The following is a 14,466-nucleotide window of genomic DNA, read 5'->3' on the forward strand; positions in this document are numbered from 1 at the left end:
ATGCGTCCCCAGCTCACCGAACGCCTGAGCGCGCCCGGGCTGCGCCTCGGCCGGCTCAGGGCGCTGAGCCTCGGGTCGAAGGTCTCGCTCGCCTTCCTCGTGGTCGTCGTCCTCGCTGCGGTCTTCGCGCCGCTCGTCTCCTCGTTCGACCCCCTCGCGAGCGGTACCCCTGTCGAGGCGCCGAGCAGCGAGCACTGGTTCGGCACCGACCGGCAGGGCCGCGACGTCTTCGCGCGCGTCGTGTTCGGCGCCCGGTACTCGCTCGTCATCGGCCTCGGCGCGACGGCGATCGCGCTGCTCGTCGCCGCGGTGCTCGGCTCGGTCGCCGCGACCGCCCGCACCTGGGTCGCTGAGGGCCTCATGCGAGTCCTCGACGTCGTCATGTCCTTCCCGGGCATCGCGCTCGCCGCCGTGTTCGTCGCGGTGTTCGGCCGCTCTCTCCCGGTGCTGATCCTCACGATCGCGTTCCTGTACGTCCCTCAGCTCACCCGCGTCGTGCGCGCGAACGTGCTGTCGCAGTACGGCGAGGACTACGTCGCCGCGACGGTGGTCATGGGGGCGCGCACCGCACGCATCCTCGTCAAGCACGTCGCGCGCAACTGCCTCGCGCCGGTCATGGTGTTCGCGACCGTCCTGGTCGCCGACGCGATCGTCTTCGAGGCGTCCCTGTCGTTCATCCAGGCGGGCGTGCCCGACCCGGAGCCCTCGTGGGGCAACGTCATCGCCGCAGGCCGCGACCTCGTCATGGGTGGCTACTGGTGGGCCACGCTGTTCCCCGGCCTCGCGATCATGCTCACGGTGCTCTGCCTCAACATCCTGTCCGAGGGCCTCACCGACGCGCTCGTCGCGCCCCCGCGCGGCCCGCGCCTCGTCGAGGCGACCGTGCCCGTCGAGGCTGCCGGGGAGGACGCCGACGCCGAACGCGCCGCCGAGCACCCCGACGACGTCGTCCCGCTCTCCGAGCGGCTCGCGCAGCTGCGCCTCGTCGAGCTCGCCCGCGGGGACCGCCTCGCGTGCCCGCCCTCCGACACGGTGCCGCTGCTCGAGGTCGACCGGCTCTCGATCCGATTCCCGCAGCGGCACGGTGACGTCGCCGTCGTCGACCAGGTGAGCTTCTCGGTCCGGCCGGGGGAGACCATGGCGCTCGTCGGGGAGTCCGGGTGCGGCAAGTCGATCACGAGTCTCGCGATCATGGGCCTCCTGGACCGTGACGCGGAGCTCGACGGTGCGATCCGGTACGGCGGCAAGGACCTGCTCACGATGAGCGGCCGTGAGCGCAACGCGCTGCGCGGCCACGAGCTCGCGATGATCTACCAGGACGCGCTGAGCTCGCTCAACCCGTCGATGCTCATCCGCGCCCAGATGCGACAGCTCATCAGGCGCGGTGGCACCCGCACCGCCGAGGAGCTCCTCGAGCTCGTCGGTCTCGACCCGGAGCGGACGCTGCGCAGCTACCCGCACGAGCTGTCCGGGGGGCAGCGCCAGCGCGTGCTGATCGCCATGGCGCTCACCCGCGACCCGAAGCTCATCATCGCGGACGAGCCGACCACGGCGCTCGACGTCACCGTGCAGGCCCAGGTGGTGGCCCTGCTCAACGAGCTGCGCGAGAAGCTCGGCTTCGCGCTCGTGTTCGTCAGCCACGACCTCGCGCTCGTCGCCGAGGTCGCCCACCGGATCACCGTCATGTACGCCGGCCAGGTCGTCGAGCAGGCGGAGACGACCGAGCTGCTGACGAACCCCGTGCACGAGTACACGCGCGGCCTCCTCGGTTCGGTCCTCTCGATCGAGGCCGGCAACGGCCGCCTGCACCAGATCCGGGGCACGGTCCCGTCGCCGCGGGACTTCCCGCGCGGTGACCGGTTCGCGCCGCGCTCGTCGCGCCCGACGTACGGGCTCGACACCCGCCCCGTCCTCGTCCCCGTCCGGGGCATCCCCGAGCACCGCTACGCGGCGCAGCCCGGCGACGCGGTCCTGCCGCTGGAAGGAAAGGTCCGATGAGCGCCACGAGCTGGACCGTGACCCCCGTCCCGACGCCCGAGCCGGAGCCGATCGTCGAGCTGCGCGACATCCACGTCGAGTTCCGCGCCCGCACGGGCGGCATGTTCGGCAACCACCGCGTGCGGGCCGTCGACGGCGTCTCGCTCGCCGTCCGGCGCGGGGAGACGCTCGGCATCGTCGGGGAGTCGGGATGCGGCAAGTCGACGACCGCGAAGGTCCTGCTCGGGCTCCAGCTGCCCACCTCGGGTGAGGTCCGCTTCCGCGGCGAGGCGGTCACCCGGCGCACGATCGCGACGCGCAAGCGGATCGGTCGAGTGGTCTCCGCGGTCTTCCAGGACCCGGCGACCGCCCTCAACGCGCGGATGGTCGTGCGGGACGCGTTGCGCGACCCGCTCGACGTCCACGGGGTCGGCACGCCGGCCGAGCGAGACCGGCGGGTCCGCGACCTCGTCGCGATGGTGGGGCTGCCGTCGTCGGCCCTCGATGTGCTGCCCGGGCAGCTGTCCGGTGGCCAGCGCCAGCGCGTCGCGATCGCTCGCGCGCTCGCGCTCCAGCCCGACGTCATCGTCGCCGACGAGCCGACCTCCGCGCTCGACGTCTCGGTCCGTGCGCAGGTGCTCAACCTGCTCATGGACCTCAAGGCCGAGCTCGGGCTGAGCCTCGTCTTCATCTCCCACGACATCCAGACCGTGCACTACCTCTCGGACCGCATCGCCGTGATGAACGGCGGTCGCATCGTCGAGGAGGGGCCGGCAGACACGGTGATGAACAACCCCGAGAACCCCTACACCCGCACGTTGCTCGGAGCGGCGCCCTCGCTGCTGCACCCCGGGTCCCACAGCACGAGGAGAACACTGTGACCACCACGTTCCGCGGCGTCGTCCCGCCCGTCCTGACCCCCCTGACCGAGGACGGGAGCGTCGACCACGACGCATACGCGAAGCTCGTCGAGCACCTGATCGACGGGGGCGTGCACGGGCTGTTCGTGCTCGGCTCTAGCTCGGAGACGGCCTACATGAGCGACGCGCAGCGGCGCGAGGTGCTCGAGACGGCCGTCCGCGTCGTCGCGGGGCGTGTCCCCGTCATGGCCGGCGTCATCGACATCTCGACGAACCGCGTCATCGACCAGGTGCGCGTCGCCGAAGAGCTGGGCGTCGACGCCGTCGTCGCGACCGCGCCGATGTACATCCGCACGGACGACACGGAGATCGAGGAGCACTTCCGCGCGATCGCCGCGGCCACCGACCTGCCGCTGTTCGCCTACGACCTGCCCGTCTGCGTGCACGTGAAGCTGAGCACGGACATGCTCGTCCGGCTCGGCGTCGAGGGAGTCCTCGCGGGCGTCAAGGACTCGTCGGGCGACGACGTCGCCTTCCGCCGCCTCGTCGCGAAGAACCGCGCTGCAGGCTCGCCGCTCGTGGTGTTCACAGGGCACGAGGCGGTCGTGGACGGCATGCTCCTGCTCGGCGCCGACGGCCTCGTCCCGGGCCTCGGCAACGTCGACCCGCACGGCTACGTCCGGCTGTGGGACCTCGCCCAGGAGAGCCGCTGGGAGGAGGCGCGCGACGAGCAGGACCGCCTCGCCGCGCTCTTCGAGATCGTCTTCCAGGCGACCGACCTGTCGGGCGGTGCTGCGGGCGTCGGCTCGTTCAAGACCGCGCTCGAGCTCATGGGTGTGTTCGCGACCAACCGCATGTCCGTCCCGGCCGGGCGACTGGTCGGCGCGAACGTGGAGAAGGTCCGTGAGATCGTCGCCTCGAGCGGGCTGATCGCGCGATGACCCTCGTCGTCGGGGTCGACCTGGGCGGCACGAAGACCGCCGCCGCGGTGGTCGATCCCGCCGGCGCGTCGGGGCCCGTGCTCACGGCACCGACCCCGGCCGCAGCCGGTCCCGAGGCGGTGCTCGACGTCGTCGCGCAGCTCGTCCTCGACGCGCTCGGCGCCGCGGGCCTCAGCCCCGACCAGCTCGCGGCCGTCGGCGTGGGTACGGCCGGCGTCGTCGACGCCGCGCGCGGCGTCATCGTGTCTGCGACCGACTCCCTGACCGGCTGGGCTGGGACGGACGTCGCCGCGGGCCTGCGTCGCCGGCTCGGCGCGCACGGCGCGGCGCCGCTCGTCGTCGTCGAGAACGACGTCGACGCGCACGCCGCGGGTGAGGCCTGGCTCGGTGCCGCCGCCGGGCTGCCCGTCGCGCTCATGGTCGCGGTCGGCACCGGCGTCGGCGGCGCCGTGGTGCTCGACGGACGGCTGCTGCGCGGGGCGCACCACCTTGCGGGGGAGATCGGGCACGTCCCGGTGCCTGGAGCGGAGGGCCTGCGCTGCGGGTGCGGTCGCGACGGGCACGTCGAGGCAATCGGCTGCGGTCCCGCGCTGCACCGCCTGTTCCTCGCCCGCGGCGGCGACGCAGCGAGCCCGGACGCGCGCGACGTCGTCGCGCGGGCCCGCCGCGGCGACCTCGTCGCCCTGGGAGCCGTGCGCGACTCTGCGACCGCCGTCGGCCGCGCGGTCGCTGGCGTGGTGACCGTCCTCGACCCGGACGTCGTCGTCGTGGGCGGGGGCCTCGCCGAGGCAGGCCCCGTCTGGTGGGAGCCGATGGAGGCTGCGCTGCGCTCGGAGGTCGTCGAGCCGCTCGCCGAGATCCCCGTCGTCCCTGCACGTCTCGGCCTGGGCGCGGCGATCGTCGGAGCCGCGCACCGCGCCCACCTCTCCCTGGCCAGCACGCCTGCCACCCCGGCCCACGCCGCAACGGCAGCCCACCGAGGACCGGCCGCGACCGCTGCGGCCGGCACGAGCACCGGAGACCATCCATGAGCACGCTGCACCCCGTCCTCGAGCAGGTGCGAGGCCGCCTCGTCGTCTCCTGCCAGGCCTACCCCGGCGAGGCGATGCGTGACCCGCGCACGATGGAGCAGGTCGCCGTCGCCGTCGTCACGGGCGGTGCCGCCGCCGTGCGCGCCCAGGGCCTCGACGACATCAGGGCGATCGCCGCGCGCGTGCACGTCCCCGTCGTCGGCCTCTGGAAGGACGGTGACGACCCCGTCTTCATCACGCCCACCCTCGAGCACGCGGTCGCGGTCGCCGAGGCCGGCGCGCACGTCGTCGCGATCGACGGCACGCGCCGCCCCCGCCCCGACGGCCTGACGCTGGCCCAGACCGTCGCAGGCCTGCACGAGCGCGTCCCCGGCATCCTCGTCATGGCCGACTGCGGGTCGCTCGACGACGCGCTCGCAGCACAGGCCGCCGGCGTCGACGTCCTCGGCACGACCCTCGCGGGCTACTCGGGGGAGCGCCCGAAGACCGACGGCCCCGACCTCGACCTGCTGGACGAGATGGTCGCGCAGTGCGACCTGCCGGTCATGGTCGAGGGTCGCGTGCACACTCCGGCCCAGGCTGCCGAGGCGATCGCACGCGGCGCGTTCTCGGTGTGCGTCGGCACCGCCATCACCCACCCCACCACGATCACCACATGGTTCAGCGACGCCGTCGGCGCTGCCGCAGACGGCCGGACCACGAGCACGGAAGGACAGTGACATGGAGCTGCGCACGACTGCGCCGGGCGCCCTCATGGAGGCGGAGATCACCCAGCAGCCGGAGGCGCTCGCGACCCTCCTCGAGCACGGGACCGACGATGTCGCCCGCGCGGCCGCGGCGATAGGAGAACGTGAGCCCGCGACCGTCCTCGTCGTCGCGCGCGGGTCGAGCGACCACGCCGCGCTGTACCTCAAGTACCTCGTCGAGATCCGGCTCGGCCTCCCGGTCGGCCTGTGCTCGCCGTCGACCGTGACGATCTTCGGCGCGCAGCCGTTCTCGCTGGCGTCCGTCGTCGTCGGCATCAGCCAGAGCGGCGGCTCGCCCGACCTCGTCGCGACCCTGCGTGCCGCGAGCGCCCGAGGCGCCCTGACGATCGCGCTCACGAACGCGCCCGGCTCACCGCTCGCGACCGCGGCGGACCTCCACGTCGACCTGCGCGCCGGTGCCGAGCGCTCGGTCGCCGCGACGAAGACCTACACGAACGAGCTTCTCGCGTGCTACCTGCTCGTCGAGGCGCTCGCCGGCCGCCGCGGCGGCGCTGCGGACGTCCCTGCGGCGGCGCAGGCCGTGCTCGCCGCGCGGGACCAGGTGGCCGACGTCGCGCGCGACCTCGTGAACGCCCCGCACCTCGTGACGACCGCTCGCGGGTACGGTCACGCGACGGCGCGCGAAGGTGCGCTCAAGCTCATGGAGACGTGCTACCTGCCGACCCTCGCCTTCTCGGCGGCCGACCTGCTGCACGGTCCGTTCGCGATGCTCGGCGAGGACGTGCCCGCGCTCGCGCTGCTCGACCGCGGCCCGGCCGCGGACGGCATGGGCGACATCGTCGCGCGGCTCGTCGAGACGGGCGCGCCGACCTACACGTTCGGGGCAGGCGCCGTGTCGCCCGCCACCGGGACCGCCGGGCACGTCGAGGTGGACCACGCGCTTCCTGCGGACCTCGCACCGATCGTCGACGTCGTGCCGCTGCAGCTGCTCGCGCTCGAGCTCTCGCGGCTGCGTGGCCTCGACGCGGACACCCCGCGCTCGCTGCGGAAGGTCACGTCGACGCTCTGAGCGGGCCGGGCGTGCGTCGGCCGGGTCCCGTCCTCCGGGCCCTGGCCGGCGCGCGCCGGGAGGACGCTCAGGCGCCCCGCCCCGCTCGCCGGGTGACGCACTCGCGGACGGTCGCGGTGATCGCAGCGGGCACGTCGTCGTCCTCGTAGCCGAGGACGTCCTGGGTCAGGCGCGACGGGGTGCATGCGTGCCGGTCCTGGAAGCGGACCGCGTCAGCCATGTGGATGCCGTGCTCCTTGCCCATCGACGCGGTCGCCATGTCGTAGCGCTCCATGCTCGCGAGCTGCGACTCGAGCGGCGCCACGACGACGTCGCCCGGGTCGCGTCCGAGCTCGCCGCAGATGACGCGGTGCAGCTCCGCGTAGGACAGGTCGTAGCCGTTGATCGAGTACCGGCCCCCGTGCTCGCCGCGCTCGATCGCGCCGACGGTTGCCTGCGCGACCTGGCGGACGGTGACGGACGACGTCGAGCCGCCCTGGACCACGACGTCGCCCTGCTGTGCGGCGACGCGGTCGACGAACACCTGCCACAGGGACGGCCGGTTCGGGGTCGTGCCGAAGACGTACGGGAGGCGCAGGACCGTCACGGTCATCGAGCCCTCGCCCTCGAGGACCGCGACCTCCTCCTGCACGAAGCGTGTCCGGGGGTAGCCGTTGCGTGTCCGGAACCCGAGCTCGGGCCACATCTCGCCCCACTCGACGGTGTGCGACCCGAACAGGACGAAGCGCGAGACGCGGGTCGCGCGGGCGACGCGCACCACGCGTTGGACCGGGCGGACGTTGACCTCGTAGAAGAAGTGCGCGGCGGGGCTGTCGGGGACGACCCGGTCGTCGAAGCCTGCCGCGTAGACGACCGCGTGCTTGCCGGCGAGCAGGTTCGCGAGCTGGCCGTCCGACATGGCGTTGAGGTCCTCGAGGACGAGCTCGACGCCCGTGGGGAAGAGCTGCGCGGCTCCCGGCTCGGGGAGGGCGACGCCCGTGACGGCATACCCCCGCCTGACGAGCTCTGTCGTCGCGTGGTAGCCGAGCATGCCGGTCGCACCGACGACCAGGACCTCCCGCACGGTGCTCCCTCCCGCGTACGCCAACTGTTCCTGCTCGCCAGTCTTGCGGTCGTGCGGCGGATTTCCGCGGGTCGATGGTCCCCTGCGCGCGTCAACCGACGCTGATGCCGAGCACCATCCCTGCGGCCCGGTGGCCCTGGACCGAGCACCATCCCTCGATCGCGCCGGTCACGGTCCCGACGTCGACCGTCGCCTTCTGCCCGCGCGACAGCAGCCCTGACGCGGTGCCGTCCTGCAGGACGAGGTCGTGGGGCATGCCGTCGGTGTTCTCGAGGTCGACGACGAGGTGCGTGCCGTCGGGCACGACGATCGTGGACGGCTCGAAGCGCATGTCGACCATGTGGACGGGCACGTGGTAGCGGCCCTCGGAGTCGCTGTACGGGGAAGCGGGCTCGGTCGGGGCACCGGGTCCGCACGCGGCGGTCGCGACGAGGAGGAGCCCACCGAGCGCGGCGAGGCGCCGCGAGCGCGCGCGACCGGGGTGGGGGACGGAGGTACGAGGCACCTGTCGAGCCTACGACCGCCGGCCACGGATGGATACGGGGCCCTCACGTGGGCGAAGATGGAGGTGGCACCGGTCGACGACGACGGAGGACAGGCACGGCATGGACGACGTGGCACGCAAGGACGCACGGGTAGGCCTCATCGGGTACGGGCTCGCGGGGGAGGCGTTCCACGCCCCGCTGATCGCGTCGACACCCGGTCTGGAGCTGTCCGCGATCGTCACCTCCCGGGCTGGGCGGGCGGCCGCTGCGGCCGCGCGGTACCCGCGTGCGCGGGTCGTCCCCACGGTCGACGACCTGTGGGGCCTCGACGTCGACCTCGTCGTCGTCGCGACGCCCAACGACTCGCACGTTCCGCTCGCGCGTGCCGCGCTCGAGCGGGACCTCGCCGTCGTCGTCGACAAGCCCGTCGCGCCGGGAGCGCGTGCGGCGCGCGAGCTCGACGCGCTCGCCCGCTCTCGCGGGCTGCTGCTCACCGTCTTCCAGAACCGTCGCTGGGACGGCGACTTCCTCACGGTGCGCGACGCCGTCGCGTCCGGGCTGCTCGGAGACGTGCGCCGGTTCGAGTCGCGGTTCGAGCGGTGGAGCCCGGTCGCGACGGGCGGGTGGCGCGAGACGGCAGCCCCGGAGATGGCGGGCGGCCTGCTCTGGGACCTCGGCGCGCACCTCGTCGACCAGGCGGTCCAGCTCTTCGGCCCCGTCGCGAGCGTGTACGCCGAGTGCGACGTCCGCCGTGACGGCGTCGAGGCCGACGACGACTCGTTCGTCGCCCTCACGCACACCGGGGGCGTGCGGTCGCACCTGTGGATGAGCGCCGTCGCCGCGCACGAGAACCCGCGCTTCCGCGTCGTCGGCTCGAAGGCCGCGATCGTCACGTGGGGGCTCGACCCGCAGGAGGACGCGCTGCGCGCCGGCCGCGTCCCGGTCGGTGACGGCCTCGCCGACGACGGCTCCCTGTGGGGCGTCGCCGAGACGCCCGCGACCGCCGACGTCGTCGCGGGACCCGAGCGCTCGACGCGACCGGTCCGCGCGGGGGACTACCCGGCGTTCTACGCGGGCGTCGCCCGCGCCCTCCACGAGGGCGCCCCCGCGCCCGTGAGCGTGACCGACGCCGCGGCCGTCCTCGACGTGCTCGAGACCGCACGCCGCGCCGCCCGGCAGGGGGAGGTGCTTGCCGTCGCAGCCTCGTGACCCGTCAGCGCGCAAACCGCAGGTTCGACCCGAGGAGTGACCATGACCGAATATCCGAAGGACACCGAGGAGATCGCCGCAGCGATCTCGCAGATCGAGGCTGAGATGGCCGAGCTGCACCTGGCCTCGTTCACGGCAGACGACGCCCGCAGGCTCGGGCTCACGCTCGTGCGGCTCGCGGAGGAGCGCGAGCTTCCTGTCGCGATCGACATCTCGCGCGGCGACCATGTCCTGTTCCACGTCGCGATGCCCGGAGCGAAGCGGAGCAACGCCGACTGGATCCGTCGCAAGACCGCCACGGTCCTGCACTACGGGGAGCCCTCGCTGCTCGTGGGCCTGCGCCCGCGCCTGAACGGTCGACGGATCGAGGACGACCCGTGGTTCGACGAGGCGCGCTTCGCGGCGCACGGCGGTTCGTTCCCCGTGCTCGTGCAGAGCGTGGGCATGGTCGGCACCGTCACGGTGTCGGGGCTGCCCCAGATGGACGACCACGCCCTCGTCGTCGAGGCGCTGCGCCTGATGATCGCGCAGACGCGCGCGCAGGGGCGGCTGGGGCACGCCGACGGGCTGCGCTGACAGCCCGGACGGGGACGGTCAGACGGCCGCCTGTGCACGGCGCAGGCGGCCGTCGGTTCGCACGAGGTTCGTGACGCCGAGGACCCACAGCGGGATGAACGTCAGCCACGCGAGGGTGAAGCCGCGGTCCGTGATCAGGTCCGGGGTGCCCTCACCGACCAGGTCGAGCGCCACGCCGACGAGGAGCATGATCGTCAGCGTCGAGATGAACCCGCCCGTGTTGACCATTCCTGTCGACACCCCCAGCGTGCGCAGCGGGTTGGTCTCGCGCGCATAGTCGAAGCCGAGGAGTGATCCTGGACCGGCTGCGCCCATCGTCGTCGCGAGGACCAGCAGGGTCGCGAGCGGGGCGCGTCCGGGCCACGCGAGGACGACCGCCCACGCGAGCACCTGGGCCGCGACGACGCTCAGGACGAGCACGAGGCGGCGGCCGGGGAAGCGGCCCGCGAGGACGCCGAGGACCGGCCCCATGACGAGGCACGAGACGACGTACAGGTTGAGCACCCCGAGGCTCGCCTCGGCGCTGAGGCCTTCTGCGCGCGTCATGTAGACCGAGCCCCACAGCAGGACGAACGAGTAGGTGGGGAACGGTGCGACGAAGTGCGCCCAGAAGCCCGCGCGTGTGCCGGGGTTCCGCCAGGTCTCGCGCATCGTGGGCGGACGCACCGGGGCAGGGGCCGCGCGCCCGTCCGGGCGTGCGGGCGGCGGCTCGTCGGGCAGGTCGACGACGACGTGTGCCCGTCCGTCGCGCACGACGATCGCGACGAGCGCTGCGATGCCGGCGGCGAGAGCGCCCGCGGTGACGAACGCCGTCGCCCAGCCGCGGGCGTCGAGGAGGGCGACGAACGGGACGAGGCTGCCGAGCTGGCCGAGCTGGCCGAGCATCCCGGTGAGCTGGGTCGTCAGCGGGACGGCGCGCGGCGGGAACCACGCCGGCACGAGCCGGACCACGGAGATGAACACGAACGAGTCGCCGCCGCCGACGAGCACGCGCGCCCCGACCGCCTCGGGGACGGACGAGGCGAACGCCATCGCGACCTGCCCGGCGGCGATGAGGGCGCACCCGAGGGTGATCGCGACCCGTGCCCCGTACCGGTCGAGGAAGATGCCTGCGGGGATCTGCATGCCGGAGTACACGGCGAGCTGGAGCACGGCGAACATCGACAGGGCGGAGGCGGACGTCTCGAAGCGCAGCGCGGCCTCGACGCCGGTCGCGGACAGCGAGCTGCGCGCGAGCACCGCGATCGCGTACGCGACGACCGCGATCGACCAGACGACGACGGCACGCCACGTCACCCGGTCGATCACGTCAGCGTGGTCCCGGCCCATCTTGTTGCTTCTTTCCGCCGGGACCGTGCCCGGCCCAGTGTCAGCCGGTGTTCTGCAGCCCGGCTGCGACACCGTTCATGGTGATCAGGAGGAGCCGCTTGATGCGGGCGACCTCTTCTTCGGGGCGCGTGTCGTCGAGGCGCAGCACCCGCAGGGCGCGGACCTGGATGAGCGAGAGCGCGTCGACGTACGGGCTGCGCATCTGCACGGCCCGGCCGAGGACCCGCATGTCTGCGAGCATCCGGGAACGGCCGGTGGTCGTCAGGACCCACTCGATCGTCAGGCGCATCTCGTCGAGCACGAGCTCGGAGAGGTCCTCGCGGTCACCGAGGGAGAGGTACCGGCGGGCGATGCGCTCGTCGGTCTTGGCGAGCGACATCTCGACGTTGTCGATCATCGTCGCGAAGAGCGGCCACTCCTCGTACGCCTGGCGCAGCTTCTCGGGGTCGCCGATCGCCTGGAGCGCGGTGCCGAGGCCGAACCAGCCGGTGAGGTTGATGCGTGCCTGCGTCCACGCGAAGACCCACGGGATGGCGCGCAGGTCGTCGAGGGAGTTCATCGACAGTCCGCGCTTGGCCGGGCGCGAGCCGAGGGGCAGCAGCCCGACCTCGTCCTGCGGGGTCACCTGGGCGAACCACTGCGGGAAGCCCGGCGACTTCACGAGCTCGAAGAACCGGTCGCGCGACGCGGCGTCCATGACGTCCGCGAGGTCGCGGAACTTCTCGGCTGCGCCTGCGTTGCGCTCCTCGATGCTCGGCGCGGACGCGAGGAGCGTCGCGGCCGCGACCTGGTCGATGTGGCGGGCCGCGATGACCGGGTGGCCGTAGCGTGCCGCGATGACCTCGCCCTGCTCGGTCAGCTTGAACCGGCCGTCGACCGAGTGCGGCGGCTGCGCGAGGATCGCGCGGTTGGCGGGGCCGCCGCCACGGCCGAGCGCGCCGCCACGGCCGTGGAACAGGGTCAGGGTGATGTCGTTGCGCCGCGCCCACTGGGCGATGCGGCTCTGCGCGTCGTAGAGCGCGAGCGTCGCGGAGACAGGGCCGACGTCCTTGGACGAGTCCGAGTAGCCGAGCATGACCTCGAGGCGGCGGCCGGTCGCGGCGAGCCGTTCGCGGACGGCGGGCTGCTGGATCGTCTCCTCGAGGACGTCGACGCTGGCCTCGAGGTCGGCGAACGTCTCGAACAGGGGGATGACGTCGAGCACGGGAAGCTCGGCGTCGTGCCCGAGGGCGTGCCGGGCGAGCTCGTAGACGTTCGCGAGGTCCTCGGCGCTCGTCGTGAACGACACGATGTACCGGCGCGCGGCCGGGACGCCGTAGCGCTTCTGGATCGAGGCGATCGCACGGAAGACGTCGAGCACCTCGCGGCTGCGGTCGGACAGGTCGCCGTCGGCGCCCTTCTCCGCGATCTCCGCGAGCGTCTCGCGGTGGACCTGGGAGTGCTGGCGGATCTCGTGCTCGGCGAGGTGGAAGCCGAACGTCTGGACCTGCCAGATGAGCTGCTGCAGCTCGGCGTACGCCGCGCGCGGGGCGCCGGCCTCGACGAGCGAGCCCTGCACGACGAGGAGGTCCGCGAGGAGGTCCTCGGCCTTGTCGTACGCGAGGTCCGCGTTGCGGGCGAGCGTCGCGGAGATCCGGCGCGCGATGACGAGCAGCACGCGGCGGTACGGCTCGTTCGGCGAGCGCATCGCGATGTCCGCGGTCAGCTCCTCGGCGATGACCTGCTGCGACTTCCACAGCTTGTCGAGCGCGGGGGACGCGGGCGTCGTGTCGGCGTCGAGCGTCAGGGAGCGTCCGAGGCGCGTCGCGACCTGCTCGAGCGCGATGAGCACGTGCTCGTTCGCGATCGCCGCCGCCTGGCGCGTGATCGTCGCGGTGACGTTGGGGTTGCCGTCGCGGTCCGCGCCGATCCAGGTGCCGAGCCGGACGAACGGCGGGACGACGGGTGCGACCCGGCCCGCGTCCTCGCCCGAGAGGAGCTGGTCGAAGCGGCGGTAGACCTCGGGGAACACCTCGAAGAGCGTCTGGTCGAACGTCGACATCGCCGTGCGGACCTCGTCGAGCGGGGACGGCTTCGACGAGCGCAGCGGGGAGGTGCGCCACAGCGCGTCGATCTCCGCGGTCAGGCGGCGCTCGTTGTCGGCGAGGCTGATGCCGCCGAGGGCGACCGTGTCACGCTCGGCGAGCAGCTCCGTGACGCGACGGATCGCGGCGGCGACCGCACGACGCCGTGCCTCGGTCGGGTGCGCGGTGAGGACCGGGCGGAACTCGAGCCCCTGGATGCGGCGCGTCGTCTCCTCGTCGCCGATCTCCTCGCGCAGCTGTGCGACGGCGTGCTCGAGCGAGTCGCCGTGCGTCTCGCCCTCGGCCTCGCGGCGACGCAGCACGCGCACACGGTGGTGCTCCTCGGCGAGGTTGACGAGGTGGAAGTAGCAGAGGAACGCGCGCGCGACCTCTTCGGCGCGCTGCAGCGAGAACGTCTCGATGAGGTCTTCAGCGGCTGCGATCGCCTTGGGGGACGGGTCGGAGTACGCGGCGATCGTGAGGGACCGCAGCTTCTCGACGTCGTCGAGGAGGTCGGGGCCGACGGACTCGGTCAGGACACGCCCGAGCAGCCCGCCGAGGAGGCGGACGTCCGCACGCAGCTCGTCCGGGAGCTCGTGACGTGCGTGGCGACGGTCTTCGGACGGGGCCTGGGCGTTTTCCTTGTCACTCACGTGGACGACTGTAGTTGCCCGTCGTGACTTGCACCCGGCTGTCCGAATGTCAGCCGATCGGGTCGAGCGCGGTCAGGGACGCGGGCACGTGCTCGTCCTCGCCCGCCTCGCGGAGCGCAGCGCGCAGCCGCTCCGCCGCGGCGTCGAGCTCTTCGCCCGGGGTGTCCGGGCGCGCGTTCGTGAACGAGAGCTCGGCCTCTCCCCACGCGGGCAGGACGTGCAGGTGAAGGTGCGGCACCTCGAACCCTGCGACGAGCAGGGCGGCGCGCGGGGCGGCGAAGGCTGACTTCTGCGCGTTGCCGACGACCTTGGCGACCCGCACGAGGTGCGCGAGCAGGTCGTCGTCCGCGTCCGTGAGCTCGGCGACCTCCTCGCGAGGGACGACGAGCACGTGGCCGGCGGTGATCGGCGCGATCGTCGAGAAGACGACCGCGCGGTCGTCGGCCCACACGAAACGTCCCGGGATCTCGCCGTCGATGATCTTGGTGAAGAGCGTGGCCATG

Annotated in this window: 13 protein-coding genes; 8 read left to right on the forward strand and 5 right to left on the reverse strand. The window is 73.1% G+C overall.

The window, feature by feature from the left end:
- From AC4F3Q_RS02010 to AC4F3Q_RS02035, 6 genes are read left to right on the forward strand one after another with little or no spacing between them, the layout of a single operon-like run.
- A complete protein-coding gene (locus AC4F3Q_RS02010; RefSeq protein WP_491038514.1) occupies positions 1-1,998 on the forward strand; it encodes a dipeptide/oligopeptide/nickel ABC transporter permease/ATP-binding protein in 1,998 nt (665 codons plus the stop codon).
- Complete coding sequence (locus AC4F3Q_RS02015; protein ID WP_491038515.1) at positions 1,995-2,858, forward strand: ATP-binding cassette domain-containing protein; 864 nt, start codon at positions 1,995-1,997, stop codon at positions 2,856-2,858. The genes AC4F3Q_RS02010 and AC4F3Q_RS02015 overlap by 4 nt, the downstream gene beginning before the upstream one ends.
- Positions 2,855-3,778, forward strand: a complete 924-nt coding sequence (locus AC4F3Q_RS02020; RefSeq protein WP_491038516.1) for a dihydrodipicolinate synthase family protein — start codon at positions 2,855-2,857, stop codon at positions 3,776-3,778. Before AC4F3Q_RS02015 ends, AC4F3Q_RS02020 begins: the two co-directional genes overlap by 4 nt.
- Positions 3,775-4,809: an ROK family protein gene (locus AC4F3Q_RS02025; RefSeq protein ID WP_491038517.1), complete on the forward strand. Its 1,035-nt coding sequence runs from the start codon at positions 3,775-3,777 to the stop codon at positions 4,807-4,809. The genes AC4F3Q_RS02020 and AC4F3Q_RS02025 overlap by 4 nt, the downstream gene beginning before the upstream one ends.
- On the forward strand, positions 4,806-5,528 hold the full coding sequence (locus tag AC4F3Q_RS02030) for an N-acetylmannosamine-6-phosphate 2-epimerase (RefSeq protein ID WP_491038518.1): 723 nt from the start codon (positions 4,806-4,808) through the stop codon (positions 5,526-5,528). The genes AC4F3Q_RS02025 and AC4F3Q_RS02030 overlap by 4 nt, the downstream gene beginning before the upstream one ends.
- Before the next feature lies 1 nt (position 5,529).
- Positions 5,530-6,585, forward strand: a complete 1,056-nt coding sequence (locus AC4F3Q_RS02035) for an SIS domain-containing protein (protein WP_491038519.1) — start codon at positions 5,530-5,532, stop codon at positions 6,583-6,585.
- Between the two features lie 67 nt (positions 6,586-6,652).
- Here the strand turns inward: AC4F3Q_RS02035 and AC4F3Q_RS02040 are convergent, their stop codons facing one another.
- Positions 6,653-7,648 carry an NAD-dependent epimerase/dehydratase family protein gene (locus tag AC4F3Q_RS02040; RefSeq protein WP_491038520.1) on the reverse strand — a complete coding sequence of 332 codons (996 nt, stop codon included), beginning with the start codon at positions 7,646-7,648 and terminating at the stop codon, positions 6,653-6,655.
- A 91-nt stretch (positions 7,649-7,739) separates the two neighbouring features.
- Positions 7,740-8,153 (reverse strand): cupredoxin domain-containing protein, encoded by a 414-nt coding sequence (locus AC4F3Q_RS02045; protein ID WP_491038521.1) that lies wholly within the window; start codon positions 8,151-8,153, stop codon positions 7,740-7,742.
- A gap of 100 nt (positions 8,154-8,253) precedes the next feature.
- Here AC4F3Q_RS02045 and AC4F3Q_RS02050 point away from each other — a divergent pair, with 100 nt between their 5' ends.
- A complete protein-coding gene (locus tag AC4F3Q_RS02050) occupies positions 8,254-9,342 on the forward strand; it encodes a Gfo/Idh/MocA family protein (protein WP_491038522.1) in 1,089 nt (362 codons plus the stop codon).
- Between the two features lie 42 nt (positions 9,343-9,384).
- Positions 9,385-9,918 (forward strand): heme-degrading domain-containing protein, encoded by a 534-nt coding sequence (locus AC4F3Q_RS02055; protein ID WP_168446136.1) that lies wholly within the window; start codon positions 9,385-9,387, stop codon positions 9,916-9,918.
- A gap of 18 nt (positions 9,919-9,936) precedes the next feature.
- Here AC4F3Q_RS02055 and AC4F3Q_RS02060 read toward each other — a convergent pair whose 3' ends face one another.
- Genes AC4F3Q_RS02060 through AC4F3Q_RS02070 form a run of 3 tightly spaced genes read right to left on the reverse strand, consistent with a single transcriptional unit; the run spans position 9,937 to position 14,465 of the window.
- Positions 9,937-11,247: an MFS transporter gene (locus AC4F3Q_RS02060; protein ID WP_491038523.1), complete on the reverse strand. Its 1,311-nt coding sequence runs from the start codon at positions 11,245-11,247 to the stop codon at positions 9,937-9,939.
- Positions 11,248-11,287: 40 nt separating this feature from the next.
- Entirely contained in the window at positions 11,288-13,963 is a 2,676-nt protein-coding gene (locus AC4F3Q_RS02065; protein ID WP_491038524.1) for a phosphoenolpyruvate carboxylase, read from the reverse strand.
- A 49-nt stretch (positions 13,964-14,012) separates the two neighbouring features.
- Positions 14,013-14,465 (reverse strand): HIT family protein, encoded by a 453-nt coding sequence (locus AC4F3Q_RS02070; protein WP_491038525.1) that lies wholly within the window; start codon positions 14,463-14,465, stop codon positions 14,013-14,015.
- Between the last annotated feature and the right edge of the window lies 1 nt (position 14,466).

Source organism: Flavimobilis sp. BM9 (assembly GCF_058313055.1).

What these genes read in the sequence shown, in the direction of transcription:
- AC4F3Q_RS02010 (WP_491038514.1), top strand. Translation starts at nt 1, where the DNA reads ATGCGTCCCCAGCTCACCGAACGCCTGAGCGCGCCCGGGCTGCGCCTC.
- AC4F3Q_RS02015 (WP_491038515.1), top strand. Translation starts at nt 1,995, where the DNA reads ATGAGCGCCACGAGCTGGACCGTGACCCCCGTCCCGACGCCCGAGCCG.
- AC4F3Q_RS02025 (WP_491038517.1), top strand. Translation starts at nt 3,775, where the DNA reads ATGACCCTCGTCGTCGGGGTCGACCTGGGCGGCACGAAGACCGCCGCC.
- AC4F3Q_RS02030 (WP_491038518.1), top strand. Translation starts at nt 4,806, where the DNA reads ATGAGCACGCTGCACCCCGTCCTCGAGCAGGTGCGAGGCCGCCTCGTC.
- AC4F3Q_RS02035 (WP_491038519.1), top strand. Translation starts at nt 5,530, where the DNA reads ATGGAGCTGCGCACGACTGCGCCGGGCGCCCTCATGGAGGCGGAGATC.
- AC4F3Q_RS02050 (WP_491038522.1), top strand. Translation starts at nt 8,254, where the DNA reads ATGGACGACGTGGCACGCAAGGACGCACGGGTAGGCCTCATCGGGTAC.
- AC4F3Q_RS02055 (WP_168446136.1), top strand. Translation starts at nt 9,385, where the DNA reads ATGACCGAATATCCGAAGGACACCGAGGAGATCGCCGCAGCGATCTCG.
- AC4F3Q_RS02060 (WP_491038523.1), bottom strand. Translation starts at nt 11,247, where the DNA reads ATGGGCCGGGACCACGCTGACGTGATCGACCGGGTGACGTGGCGTGCC.
- AC4F3Q_RS02070 (WP_491038525.1), bottom strand. Translation starts at nt 14,465, where the DNA reads ATGGCCACGCTCTTCACCAAGATCATCGACGGCGAGATCCCGGGACGT.